Raw genomic sequence first — 18,582 nt, 5'->3', positions numbered from 1 at the left:
GTGATAGCACAGAATGCAGAAAATGTGTGCGTTACTGTTCGCGAATGACGTAGCGCGTGGGAGCAAAGCAGTTGAGCAGCAGGTGCATCACAAATACCAGCGTCAGGGTCGCCACCAGCGCCACCGTCACCGAGACGATGCGGTACAGATCGCTGAAGATCAGGTCCCCGTCCGGGTGCATGTTCTGGCCGAACATAATCCCGATGGTGGTGATACTGGCGAACCCGACCCCGGCCCCGACCTTCTCCATCACGTGCAGGCGGGCGCCAAACGCCAGCCCGAGGCCAATCAGCGGCATCATCAACAGCATGTGGCTGCTGTGGTTGTACAACACCATCTGCACCAGCAGGATGTACAGGCAGCCGATCACTACCCCAACCACCCGCCACAGGGAACTGAGCACCGCCCCGCGGTAGTGCATCGGAAAGAGGATCAGGATCCCGGCCATCAGCGCCGACAGGGAATCGCTGAGATCGCTTATCTGGAACACCACAAAAATCACCGTCGCCACGGTGCCGGAGAGCAGCGACTCGTGGCGCACGCGGGCAACGTCTTTCTCCAGCCTCGGCGGGGGCTTGCGCGGCTCGACGTCCGGCAGCAGATAGTGCATTAGCGCGCTCAGGCACACCGCCATCACGCTGGCTTCGATGTTCGAAAACAGCAGCGTGTGCCAGTTGGTGGTGGGGTAACTCATAAAGTTGAGCATCGTGCTCTGGCACACCACCCCCATCGAGCCAAACAGGAACAGCGGCCCCTGGCTCATAAAGCGAAAGCGGATCACATACAGGCCGAACACCACCAGGGTCATGATCAGCGGCCACTGCGCCAGATAGCCGATAATAAACACCATTTCGATGCAGTTCAGCACCGAACTGAACACAAACTGCTTCGCGACGTGGCGATTAAACACCGGCACCAGCGACAACAGCATGATCGGGTAGATGACAAAAAAGACGCCATAGCTGGTGTTGTAAAAGGTCGACACGCTGAGGGCGATCATCCCGGCAAACACGATACGCAGCGTCTGGCGGAAATCGTTGGCGGTGTAGACGATGTTGCCGTGCGGGGTAAAGACCCGCGCGAGAGTATTAATAGACATGGTTAATACACATAGTGCAGCAGGCTGACGAGGTGGATCTGCATCCCGGAGAAGAAACGGGCAAACGGACCTTCGCTATTATACAGCTGCACGGTGGCGCGCGCGCCGGTCGGCAGGTGTTTCGGCAGCGGCTCGTCGAGCGCCACGTGTATGCGCATCCGCTGCGCGTCACGCACCCAGCGATTAGAGGTTTCCGGTTGCGACAGTTCGCCATTGACCGCCTCCTGACCCGCCAGAATACCGGCATCGCTGCTGGTGACGTGGGCGCGGAACACGTGGCCCGGGAAGGCATCAAACACCACGGCGGCGTCGGTGCCCTGGCGGGTATGACGCAGGCTTTTCTCGCGGAAGTCGGCCACGATATCGCTCTGGTTATTGACCAACGCCAGCGAGGCGCTGCCTGAGGTGGCATAAAAACCGGGGCTCAGCTGCACGTTGCTGACCGTGCCATCGGCCTCGGCGTACACCTTCGTCCAGCCAAGATTCAGCTCGGCTTCATCCAGCGCGTTGCGGTACTTTTGCAGGGTCACGTTGTGCGTTTCGTCACGATCGCCGCGCTCAATGCGCAGCTGATGGATGTTGGCATCCAGACTGGCGACCGACTGCTCACTGCTCTGCCAGGTCGTCCGCACCTTATCCAGATCCGCCTGCGAGACGTTCTGCATGGTGCTTAAACGCTGGTAGCGATCGAAGGTGACTTTGTCGTTGCGGGCGGTGAGCTGGGCCGTTTTCAGGCTGGCCTGGGCAGCCGTAATCTGGGCGTCGAGCTGCTGATTGGACAAACGCGCCTGCGCCAGCGCAATCTGTGCCGCTTCGACTTTGTTACGAAACGGCGTCGGGTCGAGTTCAAACAGCAGATCGCCCTTCTTCACCTGACTGTTGTTGTGCACATGCACCGCCGCCACATAGCCGGAAACACGCGCCGAAACAGGCGTGACTACGCGCATCACCGTGGAGTCCGGCGTCAGCGGGATCCAGATGTCGGCGACGATAAAATAGACAAACATCAGCAGGAAAGAGGCAATACTTACCCTTACCCAGCGGGCAAATTTTTGTTCAGGGGTCATGATTATGGGGTCTTGTTATCTTCTTCGCGGATTGTCCGCAAGTTGCAGGCGATTTGATTCAATGTGGCGCTGAAAATCTCGATATGCTCCGGGGCGATATTCTGCGATACCCGTTCCTGGAACGTTTCGATAACCTGGGTCAGCGTTTTCAGCACCGCGTTACCTTCAGGCGTGAGCGTTAACAGCCGGATGCGCTTGTCATAAGGCGATGTGGTGCGCAGCAGATAACCCTGCTTTTCCAGCTGTGCGAGTGTGCGCATCAGCGGCGGCAGTTCGATACCCTGCACTTCCGCCAGTTCACTCACCGAGACGTTATCCCCAAGCTGTTTAAGCTGCATCATCACCGTCCAGCTCGACTGGGTTAACCCGGTCTCGAGGATCGCGTCGTCAATCACCGCACGCCACTGGCGCACAATCATTGCCATGCGCATTCCCATTGGGCGGCGGCAGAACAGGTCATCTTCATTCATCGGGGGAACCTCGCTTCACACGATGAGAAGATAATAGTTATCAGGGTAAGTATCAAGAAACAGAGGGAGAAACCGCAGGAATTGCAAAAGCGACGCGTCGGGGATGGCGCGCCACTTGCCGCCTCAGATGCTGTGGTCGAATTTTTTATACAATCCGGTGAGATTGGTTACCGCGAATTTACGGTAGATATTGCGTCGATGGTGACTGACCGTTTTTCCGGTTAAATCCAGATAACGGGTAATCTCTTTATTCTTTTTCCCCGAGACAATATAGGGAAGGAGCAGGGTTTCCATGCGGGTTAAACGCTGCTCTTTTTCGAGATGATGCCAGCGAATATTTTTAAAAATGGTCACCTGCTGATCTTCCAGCGCAAAATGGGCCAGGCACGCGCTTAATTTACGTACCGCGCTTTTACAGTCGATGGTAAAATCGGCAATCGTATTAATCAGAATATTTTCTATCGTACTTTCAAAGCAGGCATCGCGGGTAATAAAAATAAAATAGCTTTGTTCGTAGCGGTTCTTTATTTCCAGCAACGTATTTAACACTCTTACTTCAGATTGCCCATAATCAACAACAATCGCTTTGGCGCGGGAAAAATCATCCGCGGTCGCTTTTTTGATATCGTCGACATACAGCACTTTTTTGAAGGATGGCGCTTCTACCATCAGGTTTTCCACTAACATATCAAAGCCCTGTTGAAAGTATCTACAGGATGTCAAAACAATAATCATCATCCATAACCTTATCATCTCTGTGGATTGAACCATAATCGTCGAGAATGTAATAATTTTCAATTAACAGTTTTCCACAGGATTATAAGAATATTCCTAGTCACGTAAGGGCGTATTGTGCGCTTCTTCACATAACCCAACAAATACAGAAAATATAACCACACAATAACAGACAGATATCTCCCTCATTAAGATTTATCCAATAGGGAGTAGACCAATCTGACCTCTCCAGTTTAATTCACCTGATATGATGCGAAATGTAACCAAGGATTAAACCGTGTATGGATTTTTATATTTGCGGCTGCGAAATAAAATCATTACGCAATTAAAGAGGGACACCCTAATGAATAAATCATTTCGCCTGAATCAGCTGGCTGTCAGCATGAGCGTGATTCTGGGCAGCAGTTTACTTTTGACACCGGCCCTGGCAAATACCTGCGCAGAAACCCTGTATACAGGAACCTGCGGATTAAAAGAAAACGCCACCTTATGGTCTTTCACCAAAGCGACCCAAGACGGTGCCATTGATAGTACGGCAAAAGCCCAGAATATCTATTTTTCCGGCCCTTCTCGTAGCGATTCCGACACCCAGCAAATTCTGGTCGATGGCGCAAATCTGAGCAACTATTTCATCAACGTCAGCAAGGGCGGCACCGCCAACGTTGAAATGGTCAATCACGCCGCGCTGGACGTTATCGAGGGCGGAAACAGTAAGGCGCAGACCAACACCCATATCGTCGTTGATGCGTCCACCCTGAACGGCGCCACTAAGGGGCGGCACTATGATGTGGATAAAGCGGCGACGGCGAAGGACTATCTTGCCGGGTACGCCATCTATCTGGATGTTGCCGACAACGGTAATGCCGATATTGATATCCAGAACAACAGCCTGATTAACGGCCGGATCTTAGCGGGCGGGGCGGGAACACACGATATTAGCGTGCAGGACAGCCGGATTCAGGCTGGCGGCATTTTGCTGAGCATGACCAAAAATGACAACGCCATCGCCATTCAAAACAGCGTCATCGACAGCACCGGCAACGTGGCCAAATCCGCCAATGCGATTGAAATATCCAATCTGGTCGCCCTGCCGGACAAAACGCAGGCCATTGTCGTCCACCGCAGCCAGCTTACCGGTTCGGTCACCCTTGCCAGCTCAGGCAGCACCAATACGCTGTCCGTTAGCGATTCCACCGTCACCAAAACCACGCTTAAAGACGGTAGCGCAATTAGCATGACCAATGGCAAAACCACCGAGTTGACCCTCAGTAACAGCCAGATCGTTGGCCATGTGACACTCTCCGGCGCGGCGACGGGTACGCTGACAGCTTCTCTGACAGATACGCACCTCACAGGCAATCTGATTGCTAACAAAGCCGCGCAGATCGCCATGGATATCACCCGCTCGGTGCTGGAAGGCAGCATCAATGCCACCACCGGGGCAGGCACCGTGGACCTGCATCTGACCGACAGCAGCCTCTCCGGGGATGTTGACCTGAAAGGCACGCCGTTGCTGCGCTCCGATGTCTGGCTGGATAACACGGCGGTGGCGGGCTATCTGTACGGCAGCGGCAACGCCAGCACCCTGCATCTGGCGAACATGCCGGTATTTGGCGGGACCCAGTTCAGCAACTTTGACACCCTGACTAGCGCCGGCGATCTGCTGCTGACCGACGGTTTTAGCGACGCTAACGTCGGCAACGCCCTGACCGTGACAGGCACCACGGTGACCGCCCCGGTGCAGCTGAGCAGCGGAAAATTAATCTTCGACGACACCAAACTGATTGCCGATACGCTGGCCCTGAGCAGTGGCGCATCGCTGAATATGGTCAACCATAGCCAGTTGCAAACCCGTTCCGACCAGCTGTTTAACCAGGCGGCCTCGTCCCTGCTGCCAGAGGGCTATAACGAGACCGGCGCGGGCATGGGCTTCACCGACAGCACGCTGATCCTCACCGATGACAGTTACCATCTGGACTATGTGAAGGCGGTTAATAGCCTGCTCGCTACGACAGCAGGCAACAGCCTGGTGATGCTCGGCACGCTAGAGAATGCCGATAACGTGGCGGGCACCGCCAGCGTTATCGACGCCGCCATGACCCAGGCGGTGCTGGCCAATACCCTGGTCACCTCCAGTAAAAACCAGCTCAATATCGGTGAGAAAAATGCGATTACCGATGAAACCATTTTCGTGCAGAACGGCTTTGGCGCGTCCCAGCTGCGCTTTGAAGGCGAAGGCCAACCGTCGGTGGACATTAGCGGCGGCCAGTCGCTGACCCTGACCGGGGCGGCAGGCGCGCTAATTGACGTGGCGGGTGCAGCGGATACGCCGGTTGCGGTGGCGGTCAATAATGGCACCCTGAACTTAGGCACCGCCGCAATGCAAAATGTCACCGGCCATCTGACCGGCACCGTCACCGTATCCCCGGATGGCACGCTGAATATTGTCGCGGGGGATCATACCCTGGTCTCTGGCGGCACGACGGCGGGCGTCATCAGCAGCGGCCGGGTTAACGTGGATCAGCAGGCCACGCTGCACGCCGACGTGGCGTTGCAGGATAACGCGCAAATGAGCGTCAACGGCTCGCTGCAGGCAGGCCAGTTGACCGCCAGCGAAGGGGCACAGATAACCGTGGGTAACGGCTCTGCCGCAGGTCTGTTGACGGCAGAGCGTCTGGATCTGCAGGGCGGGCGGATGTTTATCGACCCGGCCTGGACGGACGGTGGCACGCTGGCCAATGCCTCCCGCGTGGCAAGCGGCGGCAATGAGATCAATGGCCGCGTTACCGTCGGACAAAACGCCCTGCTGGTGCTGGGGGATACCTCCACCGCTGCGGCTGAAGCCCGTTTCGCCGACAGCGGCTTTATTTGGGGTGAAAACGCCATTACCGCGGCGGTCTCTGTCCATACCCCGCAGTACCTTAGCGCCACCCAGGGCGGGCTGCGCGTCGACGGCTCGCTGACCGGCAGTTCACCCGACCGTGACGCGGCCTTTAACACGGCCGAGTTTGCCGACCACTCCCTGCTGATGGTGAACAGCAAGGAGATGACCAACGGCCTGGCCGCGCTGAATGCGACCAATGGCAGCCTGAAAGTGGCAGACAGCGCCGCGCTGTACGTGGCGGACGCCAAAGCCAACCAGACCTACGCGGTGGCTAAAGGCTTTAGCGACGTCAATATCGTCGGCAACGGCTGGCAGAACGACAACCTGCAGTTGAACAAACTGCTGACCGCCACCACCGAGGAACGTGATGGCGAGGTGGTGGTCACCACGCAGGCACGTTCGGCGCAGGAGGTTCTGCCTGGGGTTGTGACGACTCATGCGCTGGACCAGCTGATCGCCAGTGGCGACAACTCGCGGACGGCGAGCCAGGCTGGGGCGCGCTATCTGTCGGTCGCCATCGACACCCCGCAGGTAGGGGTGAACGAGGTGGTCAGAACGATTAACAGCGCCGCGCAAATCGCCACCGCTGGCGGCGTGCAGCGCAACACCTGGGCGGCGGGCAATGCGGCAGTAGATGCGGTGCTGGAGCGTAACTCGATTGCCAACGCTGCCCTGCAACCGGCGGATACCGACGCCAGCGTCTGGGTTCATGCGTTGTACGGTAATCCGCACACCAGCGACCTGAGCGCCGGGAACCTGCGCTACGGCCAGAGCAGTGATTTTTACGGCCTGATGCTGGGCGGCGACAAAGCCTGGCAGACGGAACGGGGAACCCTGCGCAGCGGCGCGGCATTCCATGCCGGAAACGGCGACAGTGATTCACGCGGCGACGTCAACGCCACCCACAATGATTTCAGCTTCTGGGGCATTACCCTGTACCAGAACTGGAACCAGGATCGCTGGAACTTGACGGGCGACATCAGCCTGACCCAGACCAGCAGCGATCTCGGCCAGAAACAGCCGGGCTGGATGGCGGCGGGCGACAAGCTGCGGGCCAACGTGGACAGCACCTTGTTCAGCGTGGGCGTGCGGGGCGAGTATCTGATCGAGACCGGGGTGATGGATGTTATTCCCCATGCCGGGGTGCGTTATAACCAGCTCTCGACGGACGGGTTTGACACCAAAAACGGCCAGCATGAACGCGTGTTCCATACCGACAAAGGCACGCAGGATATCTGGCAGTTCCCGGTGGGGGTGAAGGTCGCCAAAACCTTCGCGCTGGATTCTGGCTGGAAGATGAGCACCCAGGCCGATGTTGGCGTGGTGGCCGTCACCGGCGACCGGGACAGTCAAAACACCCTGCACACGGTGGGCATCAGCAGCAGCGATACCCTCGGGGCGCAGATCCTGGATGACACCTCCTTTAACGGCCGGCTGGGCGTCAAAATGCAGAAAGGCAATATGACCGTCGGTGTAGGCTACAACGTTAACGCGTCGCAACACGATACCGATCAGATCGTGAGCGCCACCTGGGCACTCGCCTTCTAAGTCAAAAAAAGAGCCGCATACTGAGGTATGCGGCTTTGTTTCAGAAGCCGATATTAATGTTGATTGTTAATGTATTGCTCACTGCCCTGAAACACGCCCCTCTCTTCCGCCAATGAAATAAAGCTGGATGCCGAAATATATTGCTCGACGGCATTCCATGCCACCACATCAGAATATAATTCCGCAATCAAGGTTAACAAAAATTTCTTTTTACCCGTCCAGGCCTCATCACTGAATATGACTTTCCCGTTTGATTCGCAGAGCGTATTCAGAAGTACCTGGATGTCCTGAAGTAAACGCTTTTGTTCTATAGGCACATCCTTAACCCCGAGTCTTGAAATATACTCCTCTGAAAGGCAGGCCAGCTCTGCCGGGGTTGTCGAACGGGTCGACAACGCGACAATGCTCTGAAACAACACGCTTTCAGCATAGCTTTTCAATTTTGGCATACACGGTTCCTTGCTAATCAATAATTCCATTTAGACAATATTCAACCTGAACATTTTTTTAGTGGCTGTACTTATCCGTTTCTATAGCCTGAAAATGCCAACGTTGATTTTCCATGAGTCATTAATTTTAGCAATAACAATGCGAATAAATAGTGACGCAAGACAATTCTTAACGTTCACATATTTATTTGAGAAATGATTGGGTATTTTAATATATATAAAAGAAATAACTTTCCTGTTTTAATTATGCTGAGGCCGCTGCGGGCGGTTATGCCGGATGGCGCTGCGCTTATCCGGCCTACGGTTCGTTGCCGTTGTAGGCCCGGTAAGCGTGCGCCGCCGGGCGTGTTTCAGCAATGGAAGTGTTTATGAAGAGCAGCCTTTCCTGACGCGGTCACCGTCACCTCGCGAAACCCCACTTCGCGCTGGATCCACCCTTTGTTTTCCAGATGCACCAGCAACGCAGCACCCGCCTCCCCGCCCAGATGGAAGCGGCGCTCGCTCCAGTCCAGACAGGCGCAACAGGCTTTACGCCGGGCGCGGGAATTCATCGCAATCCCTAACTGCAGAAACCCCTCGCGCCCGCATACGGTAAGCGCCGAACCGTCCGCTACCAGCCAGCCCTGCGCCTGCATCGCATCATAAATCTGTACCGCGACCGTGCCCGCCAGATGGTCGTAGCAAGTGCGTGCGTGGCGCATTGATTCTGGCGCTGTCGTTTCTGGCGGCGTAATTCGTCCCCACGACAAGCCCATCATCTGTTCGACCATTTCGGCAACGTCGTGCCCCGCCAGCCGATAATAGCGATGTCGCCCCTGAGAAAGACAGCTGATCAGCGTCCCTTCCACCAGCCGGGTGAGATGCCCGCTGGCGGTTGAAGGTGCAACATCCGCCACGGCACTGAGTTCGGTGGCGGTCCACGCCCGTCCATCCATCAGGGCGCAGAGCATTTTGACCCGCGACGGGTCGGCCATCGCCGCTGCAACCGCAGCCATGGCCCGCTCCAGTGCAGCGCTGTTATCGGGGGATAAACTGGTTTTTAGCATCGGTTGCCCACGGCTCGGTGATCTCTGCGGCCAGCTTATCATTATCGGTCAGCAGAATAAGGTGATTCGCATGATCGCTGTACTGGGTCAGGACAGACACGCCCTGTGCGGCCAGCGCGGCGGCTATCTCCCTCAGCTCGCCCGGACGTTCCTGTTTCAGTTTACGGATCAGCGGTTTTCGCACCGGGCGTATTGTTGAATATCACATGTACGTCATACATCGGCGTGTCCTCCCTTTTCAGAGGTGTATTCCCGAATCACCTGCGCCACGCGAATATGATAGAACGCGAAAATCGACTCGCGCCCCTCGGCCTGCGCCGCGGCGTGAAACACGTTTTGCTTCCAGTGGCGGATCGCCTCTTCATCCCGCCACCAGGAGAGGGAGAGGATTTTTCCGTCGCTGGTCAGGCTCTGAAAACGTTCAATATCGATAAAGCCGTCGATATCCGCCAGCAGCGGCTTAAGCTCGGCGGCCAGTTGCAGGTAACGCGCCTGCTGCGCGGGCTGCGCTTTGGCTTCAAAAATAACTGCGATCATGGGGGTCTCTCCGTTATGAGGTTCAGGAGAGCATGACGGAAAGAAAAGCGGGATGCTTCGGCGAGGAGCGAAAGGTTGAAAATTGACCTGTGACGCGCTACTGTCTACGTACGGAATTTATCCGTACAAAAATAACTATCCCGGAGTAAAAAATGCCAGCAGTGAAAAAACAGCGCATTGATCTCAGGCTCACTGACGAAGACAAAAATCTGATCGAAGAAGCTGCGGCGATGAGTAACCAGACAATAACCCAGTTCATGGTTAACAGTGCCTCGGAGCGGGCTGCCGAAATCATTGAGCAGCATCGGCGGTTGGTTCTTAATGAAGGCTCCTGGAACAAGGTGATGGATGCGCTCGACACCCCGCCAGAACCCAACGACAGGATGAAATCCGCAACAAAACGCCTGCAAAACATGGAGTAAGATGTGGCTAATCTGACGATAAGGATGTTTTCGCAAGAGACTGATTATGATTTAACCGGCTTCGACTGCGGTGAAAGTAGCCTGAACCGTTTTCTGACCGATCACCTTGCCCGCCAGCACGATGGACGGCTTTTACGAGCCTATTTGCTCATTACTGACGAAGTTACGCCAAAAGTGTTGGGCTACTACACGCTGTCAGGGAGCTGCTTTGAGAAAGAGACCCTGCCCTCCCGAACCCAGCAGAGAAAAGTGCCGTATATCAACGTACCCAGCGTCACCCTGGGCCGCCTCGCAATCGATCTCACATTGCAGGGCCAGGGATGGGGAATGACGCTGGTGGCCCATGCGATGAAAGTGGTTTATCTGGCATCACAAGCGGTAGACATTCACGGGATGTTTGTCGATGCGCTTCACGATACGGCAAAAGATTTTTACCTGAAGCTGGGCTTTATTCCATTAACAGGGAGTAATGCCAGCTCCCTGTTTTATCCAACGAAATCAATTGAGAAGCTTTTTACACTCCAGGCCCGGTAAGGCGTAGCCGCCACCGGGCGCGGCACAGTGTTACTCCAGATTCGCCTTGTTCAGGCCATACGCGGCATCCAGTGAACCCGGTGCCATGCGGGAGGTAATGCCCAGGCGGTTCCAGGCGTTGATCGCCACAATCACAAAGTTCAGCTCGGCAATCTCGGTCTCAGAAAAATGCTCCGCCACGCAGCGGTACACTTCATCGCTCACCCCTTCGGCGGTGATGTGGGTCAGCGCTTCGGCGAAGGTCAGCGCAGCGCGCTCGCGGGCGCTGAACAGCGGCGACTCACGCCATACCGACAGATGATAAATGCGCAGTTCGCGCTCGCCGCCGATTTTCGCCTCTTTAGCGTGCATATCCAGACAGAAGGTACAGCCGTTCAGCTGCGAAACGCGGATGTCGATCAGGTGTTTCAGGCCCGGCTCGATGGACGTTTTGCCAATCGCCATGCTCAGGTCGGACAGCGATTTAACCAGGGCTGGGGTGATTTTGTGATGGTTTACGCGGGTGCTCATTGTCGTTCCTCTTTTGTGCGGTAAGGATGTTGCGATGGGGATAAATTACCTGAGTCATGACATAGTAAAAAGATACAAAACGATTGAAACGAGATAGGACATGAAACCGGGCTATCATGACATTTACTCCCGCTACCGGGACAACATCAACCGCGGCGTGCTGAAACCCGGTGACAAAGTGCCTGCCATTCGCGTGCTGGCAGAAGAGCTAAGCGTGGCGCGCAAAACCGTCGAAACCGCGTATGCCATTCTCATCGGCGAGGGCTATCTGGTGAGCCAGGGCGCGCGCGGCACGCGGGTCAACCCGGATTTAAACCTCTCTGTCACCCCGCCGCCGCCCGCTGATCCGCTTACCGGCCAGCTACCTGAGTCGCTGGTCAGCCAGCGTGAACGGTCGGGCTTTTTGCGCCCTGGGATCCCGGCGCTGGACAGTTTCCCGTACAAGAAGTGGCTGCTGCTGGCCGGTCAGGCGGTACGCGCCATGCGTCAGGAGGAGATGCTCAACCCGCCAGTGATGGGCTGGACGCCGCTGCGTCAGGCGATCGCCAGCTACCTGAACATCTCGCGCGGGCTGTCGTGCACGCCGGAGCAGGTGCTGATCACCAGCGGCTACAGCGGCAGCCTGCGCCTGATCCTCGACACGCTCGCCACCCGCAACGACAAAGTGGTGTTTGAAGATCCGGGCTATTTTATGGGCCAGCAGCTGCTACGGCGGATCGTGACACGCCTGCACACCGTGCCGGTCGATCGCGCGGGGATCGACACCGACTATCTGCTGCAACACCATGCCGACGCCCGCTTTGCCCTTGTCACCCCGTCGCACCACAGCCCGCTGGCGGTAACGCTGTCGCTGCCGCGCAGGCAACAGCTGCTCGACTGGGCGGGGCAAAACGAGGCGTGGATCATCGAAGATGATTACGACGGCGAGTTTCATTACACCCGCAAGGTACTGCCGTCGCTGAAAAGCCTCGACCGGCATGATCGGGTGATCTACATGGGCACTTTCAGCAAAACCGTGATGCCGTCGCTGCGCCTGGGCTACGTGGTGATGCCCGCCAGCACCGTATCGGCATTTACCGACTGCGCCGACATGCTGGCCAGCGGCCAGCCGGTGCTGACGCAGAAGATCCTCACCGCCTTTCTCAACGACGGGCATTTCTTCCGTCATCTGAAAAAGATGCGTGCCCTGTATCAACAGCGACGTGACTGGATGATCGCCGCCCTGCACGACGTCTACGGGGACCGGTTCTTCACTGAGCAAAACGACGGCGGGATGCACATCGTGGCGTTTTTAACGAAAGGCAGCTGCGACCGGGAGATCGCCCACTGCTGGCAACAGCAGCAATTGCAGGTGAATGCGCTATCGGCCTGGTACAGCGGCTCGGGCAAGCGCTACGGGCTGGTGATGGGGTACAACAATGTGCGCAGCTATGACGAGGCGGTTGCGCTGCTTACCCGCCCGAAGGCAAAAACCTGCGAGCTTCTTGCCTGACCGTCATCAGACTTAGCCTTACAGATTCCAGGGTGATAGGATTGGCACACCCATAAAGCTAAAAAGCGAAGGAAAAAAGATGCGCCAGAGAGTCATCGTGTGCCCCGTAATCCAAAATGAAGGTGAGTATTTACTGTGTAAAATGGCTGCCGATCGCGGCGTTTTCCCGGGACAGTGGGCGCTGTCAGGCGGGGGAATGGAATCGGGTGAGTCAATGGAAACGGCGCTCAGACGCGAAATCCGGGAAGAGCTCGGCGAACAACTGTGCATCTCAGAGATTAAGCCATGGGCTTTTCGGGATGACACCCGAATCAAAACCTATCCGGATGGCACCACCGAAGAGATCTACATGATTTATCTTATCTTTGACTGCATCAGCACTAACCGGGATATCACCTTTAACGACGAATTTCAGGCCATCGCCTGGGTCTCGCCTGAGTCGTTAAAAGAGATGGATTTGAACGAAGCAACCCGGATCACCTTTGCCCAGAAAGGGCTCATTTAGCCGTTCTCCGGCCTGCAAACCACACAATCCGTAGGCCCGGTAAGCGTAGCGCCACCGGGCGTTTCCAGCAAAACTACACATCAAATCGTGACAACCCAACATCCTTAAGCTGCTCATCACTCATGCGGCTCAGAATGCGGCGCGTGCGGTTGATGCGGTACCACTTTTTCACTGCGCGTCCGGTCCAGATAAACAGGGCAAACGGGCGTCTGGCACGGTTCTCGTTGAATTCCATGATGCTCTCCTCCGGTTTCAGTAGGGAGATCATCATGGAAATCGGGGTCAGCAATACAGATTCAAAAACAACTTTTGTTTAACATACAGATCCGTTAAAACAGTATCTGAATGCCGTTTATCACCGGCATCTGTACTGGTTATTCGATCTGTATGGTGAAAACAAAGGATACAGCATGACGCGCTATCAACATCTGGCCAATCTCCTGGCCCAACGCATCGAACAAGGGCTGTATCGCAGCGGGGAACGTTTACCCTCTGTGCGCGCACTGAGTCAGGAACACGGCGTCAGTATCAGCACCATCCAGCAGGCCTATCAGATCCTCGAAAACTTACAGCTGATTATCCCCCAGCCGCGTTCCGGCTATTTTGTCTCTTCGCGCAGGGCGCAGCCGCCCGTCCCGGCGATGACCCGCCCGGTACAGCGTCCGGTGGAGGTGACCCAGTGGGATGAGGTGATGATGCTGCTCGATGCCCGTGCCGATAAAGAGATGATCTCCTTCGGCGGCGGCTCGCCGGATCTTACCCAGCCGAGCCTGAAACCGCTGTGGCGCGAGATGAGCCGCATCGCCCAGCATAATCCCGGCGAAATGCTGAGCTACGACGTGCTGGAAGGTCGCCTTGAATTACGCGAACAGATTGCCCGCCTGATGCTCGACGGCGGCACCACGGTGGCGGCCAACGAAATTGTGATCACCAATGGCTGCCACGGAGCGCTGTCGCTGGCGCTGCTGTCGGTGTGCCAGCCGGGAGATATCGTGGCGGTCGAATCGCCGTCGTTTCACGGCACCATGCAGATGCTGCGCGGATTTAATATCAAAGCCATTGAAATTCCGACCGATCCGCAAACCGGGATCAGCATCGAAGCGCTGGAGCTGGCGCTGGAACAGTGGCCGATTAAAGCGGTGATCCTCGTGCCCAACTGCAATAACCCGCTCGGGTTTATCATGCCGGAAGCGCGTAAACGTCAGGTGCTGGCGCTGGCCCAGCGGCACGATATCGTCATCGTCGAGGATGATATTTACGGCGAACTGGCGGCGGTTTACCCGCGTCCGCGCACCATTCACTCGTTTGATATCGACGGCCGCGTGCTGCTGTGCAGCTCGTTTACCAAAACCGTGGCACCGGGGCTGCGCGTGGGCTGGATTGTGCCAGGTCGCTATTACGACCGGGTGATGCACATGAAATATGCTGCAGGCGGGTTTAACGTGCCGGGCACGCAGATGGCGGTGGCGGCGTTTATCCGCGACGGGCATTACCATCGCCACGTGCGCAGGATGCGCCAGATTTATCAGCTCAATATGGAGCGCTACACCTGCTGGGTGCGGCAGTATTTTCCGACCGAGATTTGCGTCACGCGCCCGCAGGGCAGCTTTTTGCTGTGGGTGGAGTTACCGGAACAGGTGGACATGGTGTGCGTCAGCAAGCAGCTCTGTCAGTTGAAGATCCAGGCCGCGGCGGGATCGCTGTTCTCGGCTTCGGGCAAGTATCGCAACTGCTTGCGCATTAACGTGGCCCTGCCGCCGAATGAGAGAAACCGCGAGGCGTTGAAGAAAATGGGTGAGGCGATTCATATCGCGATGGAGGAGTAGTGCGGCATAGTGCGGCCTGATGCCCTCACCCCGGCTCTCTCCCACTGGAAGAGGGAGAAAACCGTAGGCCCGGTAAGCGTAGCGCCACCGGGCGTTTTTCAGATCAGAACTTCCACGACACGCTGCCGACAATGCTGCGCTCGGCACCAAAGTAGCAATAAGACAGCGAGTTACAGGCCGCCACGTAGCTTTCATCCGTCAGGTTGTTGACGTTCAGCTGGGCACTCACGCCCGTCAGACCCACCTTCGACAGATCGTAGCCCACCGCCAGATCCACCAGCGTGTACGACGGCAGCGTGTGGGTGTTCAGGCGATCGCTGGTCACGCCATTCACGTAACGCACGCCGGATCCCACCGTCAGGCCATCGAGCGGGCCGGTTTTGACGTCATAGCTCAGCCAGGTGCTGGCCATATTACGCGGCGCATACACTGCGCGTTTACCCTGCTCTTCCGGGCTGCTCTTCTTGTAGCGAATATCGGTATAGGTATACGCCGCCTGCACGCGCAGGCTGTCGGTCAACTGGCTCACCGCTTCCAGCTCCACCCCTTCGGATTCGATTTCACCGATGGAACGGTACGGATCGGTTGGCTCCTCTTTGGTGGCGATGTTGGTCTGGTTGATGCGGAACACCGAGGCGCTGAACTGGCTGTTCATCCCTTCCGGCTCAACTTTCACGCCCGCTTCCCACTGTTTGCCTTCCATCGGTTCCAGCAGATCGCCGTTGGCATCGGCAAAGCTGGTCGGGGTGAAAGCGGTGGAGTAGCTGATGTACGGCGCAATCCCGTTGTCGAACAGGTACAACAGCGCCGCACGGCTGCTGAAGTTGTTTTTATCCAGGTCGCTGCGGGTGTTATTCAGCTTGTCGATATTCGACACGCTCACCTGGTCGTAACGTCCGCCCAGGGTCAGACGCCAGCGGTCCAGCGAGAGCTGATCCTGCAGGTAGTAGCCGGTCTGACGCAGCTTGTGCTTCTCCTGGCCATACATGGTGATGTAATCCGGCTGCGCGCCGTACACCGGGTTGAAGGCGTTGATCGGCGGGAAACCGCCGTAGTAGCCGGTGGTATCGTTGCTGCGATCCTGATAATCCATACCAATCAGCACCCGGTGGTTCACTATCCCGGTATCGAAGCTGCCGTCGATCTGGTTATCGAGGGTAATGGCGTCCATTTTCTCGTCAGAGCCGGAATAGCCGCGATTAAGATCGGTGGCGTTCAGCCATCCTGCGGCATACACCTGATTCAGCTCAACGTCGGTATGCAGGTAGCGCAGCTTCTGGCGCACGGACCAGCCGCTGTCGAACTGATGCTCAATGTTGTAGCCAACCATATTTTCGCGACGATCGTACTTGTCGTAATCGTCCTCGCCTTCGAAGAAGGTGTTAGAAATGCGCTGCCCGTTGTACGGAACCACCGTGCCCTCGTACGGCAGGCCGGAGTGGCTGCCGCCCTCGGGATCGCGGTGCAGATAGGCCATCAAATCGAGGCGGGTGTTATCGGTGATGCGCCAGGTCAGGCTCGGCATCAGGGCGTAACGTTCCTCTTTCAGCGGATCGAACTGGGAATCCGCATAGCGGGTCATGCCGCTCAGACGGGCCGCCACGCGATCGTTGTCATCCAGTGGGCCGGTAAAGTCGAACATCGCCCCGCGCTGCTCGTTATTCCCGGCGAACAGTTTGATTTCACCGCCGGCATCGAACGACGGCTTACGCGAGGTGAGCGCCACAATTCCGCCAGGGGATGAGCGACCATACAGCACCGAGGCCGGGCCGCGCACCACTTCGATATTGTCGAGGAACCAGGGATCGACCACCAGCGAGCTGTGCGAGTTGGTGTCGCCCATCATCTTCAGGCCGTCGAGATAGATATTGTCGAGGCTGCCGTCGGAGAAGCCGCGCAGCACGATGTAATCAAAGCGGTTGGAGGCACCAATCTGGTTGCTGTAGACGCCGGGGGTGTAGCTCACCGCCTGACGGACGCTGGTGGCCCCCTGCTCTTCGAACTGCTCGCGGGTGACAATCGACACCGCCTGCGGGGTCTCGATATCCGGGGTTGCCAGCTTGGTGGCCCCGCTTTGCATCTGCGAGGTGACGACAACGGTCTCTGTTTTCGGCGTATCCTGCGCCAGTACCGGGAAAGCGACGCTTCCGGTAACCCATCCCACCAGCAGTGCCAGCCGCGATTTAGCGAACATGAAAATCTCCAAAGGCATTTCTAATTGTTAATAAGAATTATTACCTTTTTCATTTCGAAGTTAGCTATGCGCGCCGCCAGATTATGTATGCGCAACGCCAAACCGCACCCAGGGGGTTGGCGATCGGGGAGAAAGGGGTTAGCGCCCGGGGCGAACCGTGCCGGGGCAGACGCCGTAGCGACGGCGAAACGCGGTGGCAAAATTAGTGGCGTGCTGATAGCCCGACATCCAGGCAGCCTGTTGAACGCTGTGGCCTTCCAGCAGATAGCGGCGCGCCAGCCCGAGTCGGCAGTCGCGCAGGTAGTCAAACACCGTGCAGCCGTAGGTCTGGCGAAACTTGCTGCGCAGGCTGCTGGGGCTCATCGCCGCCTGAATGGCCAGCCAGGCGAGGGTGTAATCCTGTTCCGGGGCCTGTTCCAGCAGCAGCCGGACCTGCTCCAGCCGCGCCTGCTCGCTGCCTGAGGATCGTACCAGCGCCGCCCCCTGCTGCTCGCGCAGGTGCAGACCGTGGCCGAGCAGCTGGTACATCACCCCTTCCAGCAGCAGCTGGCGCGACAGGCTGCTGCGCTCGCGCTGGCGGGCATGCTGGATCCCGGCCAGCACAAAGTCCGGCACCTGCCAGACAAAGGTCGGCGCCTTCAGCCTTTCCCATTGTTCCAGCAGCGAGGCGAGCAAACTTTCCCGACGGGCATCGTTGGGATAGACGCCAAAAGAAAGGGTGCGTAATGCGATATCGGCATCGTGGCGGGCAGACATCGCCTGCTGCTCGCTAAGTCTGGCGCTGAAGGCCATCCCAGGTCGCACCGAATACACTTCGCCGCTGAGGGTCAGGGTCACGCAGCCTTCCAGCACCACCAGCACATACAGCGGGCTGCTGTGGCGGGAGGTGGTTTCATAAGGTTGCAGAACACGCACATCGGAATGGGTTAAGGAAATGCCGGATGGCAGGGTCATCTCTTCCACATCGCCGTGCAGCACCGGGCTGGTAGTGGCACAGGCATCCGTCAGCAGCGGGAAGCGGTAGTCAATGCCGTAGCGCTCACCAAATACCTTAAAATCTGCGACGAAAAAGGTTTTTTTCGCCGCCGGGGCCGGGTCATTGAGCGTTGTGTTGGACATACCTGCGCCTGGAGGGAAGATAATAAAAATAAAACAGTATCACTCCTTCAGCGCGGCGGCAATGCAGGCAAATTTCCCGCAGGAATTATCAATATTACGCTCCGGCACAATGCCAGAGCGTAAATATAACAACGTCGTTTCTGCG

Annotated in this window: 17 protein-coding genes and 1 pseudogene; 6 read left to right on the top strand and 12 right to left on the bottom strand. The window is 56.9% G+C overall.

Annotation, left to right across the window (positions count from 1 at the left end):
* Positions 1-31 precede the first annotated feature (31 nt).
* The 4 genes from M8013_RS12085 to M8013_RS12070 all read right to left on the bottom strand — a co-directional run bounded on the left by M8013_RS12085 (position 32) and on the right by M8013_RS12070 (position 3,374).
* Positions 32-1,099 carry a DUF2955 domain-containing protein gene (locus M8013_RS12085; RefSeq protein WP_271268045.1) on the bottom strand — a complete coding sequence of 356 codons (1,068 nt, stop codon included), beginning with the start codon at positions 1,097-1,099 and terminating at the stop codon, positions 32-34.
* A gap of 2 nt (positions 1,100-1,101) precedes the next feature.
* Entirely contained in the window at positions 1,102-2,169 is a 1,068-nt protein-coding gene (locus M8013_RS12080) for an HlyD family secretion protein (RefSeq protein ID WP_271268102.1), read from the bottom strand.
* Entirely contained in the window at positions 2,169-2,636 is a 468-nt protein-coding gene (locus tag M8013_RS12075; RefSeq protein ID WP_271268044.1) for a MarR family winged helix-turn-helix transcriptional regulator, read from the bottom strand. Before M8013_RS12075 ends, M8013_RS12080 begins: the two co-directional genes overlap by 1 nt.
* A 123-nt stretch (positions 2,637-2,759) precedes the next feature.
* Positions 2,760-3,374 carry a LuxR C-terminal-related transcriptional regulator gene (locus M8013_RS12070; RefSeq protein WP_271268043.1) on the bottom strand — a complete coding sequence of 205 codons (615 nt, stop codon included), beginning with the start codon at positions 3,372-3,374 and terminating at the stop codon, positions 2,760-2,762.
* A gap of 340 nt (positions 3,375-3,714) precedes the next feature.
* On the opposite strand from M8013_RS12070, the gene M8013_RS12065 reads away from it, so the two are divergent.
* Entirely contained in the window at positions 3,715-7,803 is a 4,089-nt protein-coding gene (locus tag M8013_RS12065; RefSeq protein ID WP_271268042.1) for an autotransporter outer membrane beta-barrel domain-containing protein, read from the top strand.
* A gap of 53 nt (positions 7,804-7,856) precedes the next feature.
* Here the strand turns inward: M8013_RS12065 and M8013_RS12060 are convergent, their stop codons facing one another.
* The 4 genes and pseudogenes from M8013_RS12060 to M8013_RS12045 all read right to left on the bottom strand — a co-directional run bounded on the left by M8013_RS12060 (position 7,857) and on the right by M8013_RS12045 (position 9,835).
* Positions 7,857-8,252: a hypothetical protein gene (locus tag M8013_RS12060; RefSeq protein ID WP_271268041.1), complete on the bottom strand. Its 396-nt coding sequence runs from the start codon at positions 8,250-8,252 to the stop codon at positions 7,857-7,859.
* Between the two features lie 350 nt (positions 8,253-8,602).
* Positions 8,603-9,298: an ArsR/SmtB family transcription factor gene (locus tag M8013_RS12055; RefSeq protein ID WP_271268040.1), complete on the bottom strand. Its 696-nt coding sequence runs from the start codon at positions 9,296-9,298 to the stop codon at positions 8,603-8,605.
* Positions 9,270-9,491: pseudogene (locus M8013_RS12050) on the bottom strand (amino acid-binding protein); the annotation flags it as partial. The pseudogene M8013_RS12050 and the gene M8013_RS12055, both read right to left, overlap by 29 nt.
* 20 nt (positions 9,492-9,511) lie before the next feature.
* Entirely contained in the window at positions 9,512-9,835 is a 324-nt protein-coding gene (locus M8013_RS12045; protein WP_271268039.1) for an antibiotic biosynthesis monooxygenase family protein, read from the bottom strand.
* Positions 9,836-9,987: 152 nt separating this feature from the next.
* Between M8013_RS12045 and M8013_RS12040 the strand changes: the two genes are divergently transcribed.
* On the top strand, positions 9,988-10,257 hold the full coding sequence (locus tag M8013_RS12040; protein ID WP_271268038.1) for a type II toxin-antitoxin system TacA family antitoxin: 270 nt from the start codon (positions 9,988-9,990) through the stop codon (positions 10,255-10,257).
* A 3-nt stretch (positions 10,258-10,260) separates the two neighbouring features.
* Positions 10,261-10,791 carry a GNAT family N-acetyltransferase gene (locus M8013_RS12035; RefSeq protein WP_271268037.1) on the top strand — a complete coding sequence of 177 codons (531 nt, stop codon included), beginning with the start codon at positions 10,261-10,263 and terminating at the stop codon, positions 10,789-10,791.
* Positions 10,792-10,821: 30 nt separating this feature from the next.
* On the opposite strand, the gene M8013_RS12030 is transcribed toward M8013_RS12035, so the two are convergent.
* Entirely contained in the window at positions 10,822-11,301 is a 480-nt protein-coding gene (locus tag M8013_RS12030; protein WP_271268036.1) for a carboxymuconolactone decarboxylase family protein, read from the bottom strand.
* Positions 11,302-11,401: 100 nt separating this feature from the next.
* On the opposite strand from M8013_RS12030, the gene pdxR reads away from it, so the two are divergent.
* Entirely contained in the window at positions 11,402-12,793 is a 1,392-nt protein-coding gene (pdxR, locus tag M8013_RS12025) for a MocR-like pyridoxine biosynthesis transcription factor PdxR (protein WP_271268035.1), read from the top strand.
* Positions 12,794-12,872: 79 nt separating this feature from the next.
* On the top strand, positions 12,873-13,298 hold the full coding sequence (gene nudI / locus M8013_RS12020) for a nucleoside triphosphatase NudI (RefSeq protein ID WP_271268034.1): 426 nt from the start codon (positions 12,873-12,875) through the stop codon (positions 13,296-13,298).
* Positions 13,299-13,371: 73 nt separating this feature from the next.
* On the opposite strand, the gene M8013_RS12015 is transcribed toward nudI, so the two are convergent.
* Complete coding sequence (locus M8013_RS12015; RefSeq protein ID WP_271268033.1) at positions 13,372-13,533, bottom strand: DUF1127 domain-containing protein; 162 nt, start codon at positions 13,531-13,533, stop codon at positions 13,372-13,374.
* A 175-nt stretch (positions 13,534-13,708) separates the two neighbouring features.
* On the opposite strand from M8013_RS12015, the gene M8013_RS12010 reads away from it, so the two are divergent.
* Complete coding sequence (locus M8013_RS12010) at positions 13,709-15,124, top strand: aminotransferase-like domain-containing protein (RefSeq protein ID WP_271268032.1); 1,416 nt, start codon at positions 13,709-13,711, stop codon at positions 15,122-15,124.
* 103 nt (positions 15,125-15,227) lie between these two features.
* On the opposite strand, the gene foxA is transcribed toward M8013_RS12010, so the two are convergent.
* Together foxA and M8013_RS12000 are read right to left on the bottom strand one after the other, a co-directional pair.
* Complete coding sequence (gene foxA, locus M8013_RS12005; protein WP_271268031.1) at positions 15,228-17,336, bottom strand: ferrioxamine B receptor FoxA; 2,109 nt, start codon at positions 17,334-17,336, stop codon at positions 15,228-15,230.
* A 120-nt stretch (positions 17,337-17,456) separates the two neighbouring features.
* Positions 17,457-18,437, bottom strand: coding sequence for an AraC family transcriptional regulator (locus M8013_RS12000; RefSeq protein ID WP_271268030.1), 981 nt, complete (start codon positions 18,435-18,437; stop codon positions 17,457-17,459).
* Positions 18,438-18,582: the final 145 nt, after the last annotated feature.

Source organism: Silvania confinis (assembly GCF_025564085.1).
GTDB lineage: Bacteria > Pseudomonadota > Gammaproteobacteria > Enterobacterales > Enterobacteriaceae > Enterobacter > Enterobacter confinis.
This window is presented reverse-complemented; position numbering and strand designations above follow the sequence as displayed.

What these genes read in the sequence shown, in the direction of transcription:
- M8013_RS12085 (WP_271268045.1), bottom strand. Translation starts at nt 1,099, where the DNA reads ATGTCTATTAATACTCTCGCGCGGGTCTTTACCCCGCACGGCAACATC.
- M8013_RS12075 (WP_271268044.1), bottom strand. Translation starts at nt 2,636, where the DNA reads ATGAATGAAGATGACCTGTTCTGCCGCCGCCCAATGGGAATGCGCATG.
- M8013_RS12070 (WP_271268043.1), bottom strand. Translation starts at nt 3,374, where the DNA reads ATGATGATTATTGTTTTGACATCCTGTAGATACTTTCAACAGGGCTTT.
- M8013_RS12065 (WP_271268042.1), top strand. Translation starts at nt 3,715, where the DNA reads ATGAATAAATCATTTCGCCTGAATCAGCTGGCTGTCAGCATGAGCGTG.
- M8013_RS12060 (WP_271268041.1), bottom strand. Translation starts at nt 8,252, where the DNA reads ATGCCAAAATTGAAAAGCTATGCTGAAAGCGTGTTGTTTCAGAGCATT.
- M8013_RS12055 (WP_271268040.1), bottom strand. Translation starts at nt 9,298, where the DNA reads ATGCTAAAAACCAGTTTATCCCCCGATAACAGCGCTGCACTGGAGCGG.
- M8013_RS12045 (WP_271268039.1), bottom strand. Translation starts at nt 9,835, where the DNA reads ATGATCGCAGTTATTTTTGAAGCCAAAGCGCAGCCCGCGCAGCAGGCG.
- M8013_RS12040 (WP_271268038.1), top strand. Translation starts at nt 9,988, where the DNA reads ATGCCAGCAGTGAAAAAACAGCGCATTGATCTCAGGCTCACTGACGAA.
- M8013_RS12030 (WP_271268036.1), bottom strand. Translation starts at nt 11,301, where the DNA reads ATGAGCACCCGCGTAAACCATCACAAAATCACCCCAGCCCTGGTTAAA.
- pdxR (WP_271268035.1), top strand. Translation starts at nt 11,402, where the DNA reads ATGAAACCGGGCTATCATGACATTTACTCCCGCTACCGGGACAACATC.
- nudI (WP_271268034.1), top strand. Translation starts at nt 12,873, where the DNA reads ATGCGCCAGAGAGTCATCGTGTGCCCCGTAATCCAAAATGAAGGTGAG.
- M8013_RS12015 (WP_271268033.1), bottom strand. Translation starts at nt 13,533, where the DNA reads ATGGAATTCAACGAGAACCGTGCCAGACGCCCGTTTGCCCTGTTTATC.
- M8013_RS12010 (WP_271268032.1), top strand. Translation starts at nt 13,709, where the DNA reads ATGACGCGCTATCAACATCTGGCCAATCTCCTGGCCCAACGCATCGAA.
- foxA (WP_271268031.1), bottom strand. Translation starts at nt 17,336, where the DNA reads ATGCCTTTGGAGATTTTCATGTTCGCTAAATCGCGGCTGGCACTGCTG.
- M8013_RS12000 (WP_271268030.1), bottom strand. Translation starts at nt 18,437, where the DNA reads ATGTCCAACACAACGCTCAATGACCCGGCCCCGGCGGCGAAAAAAACC.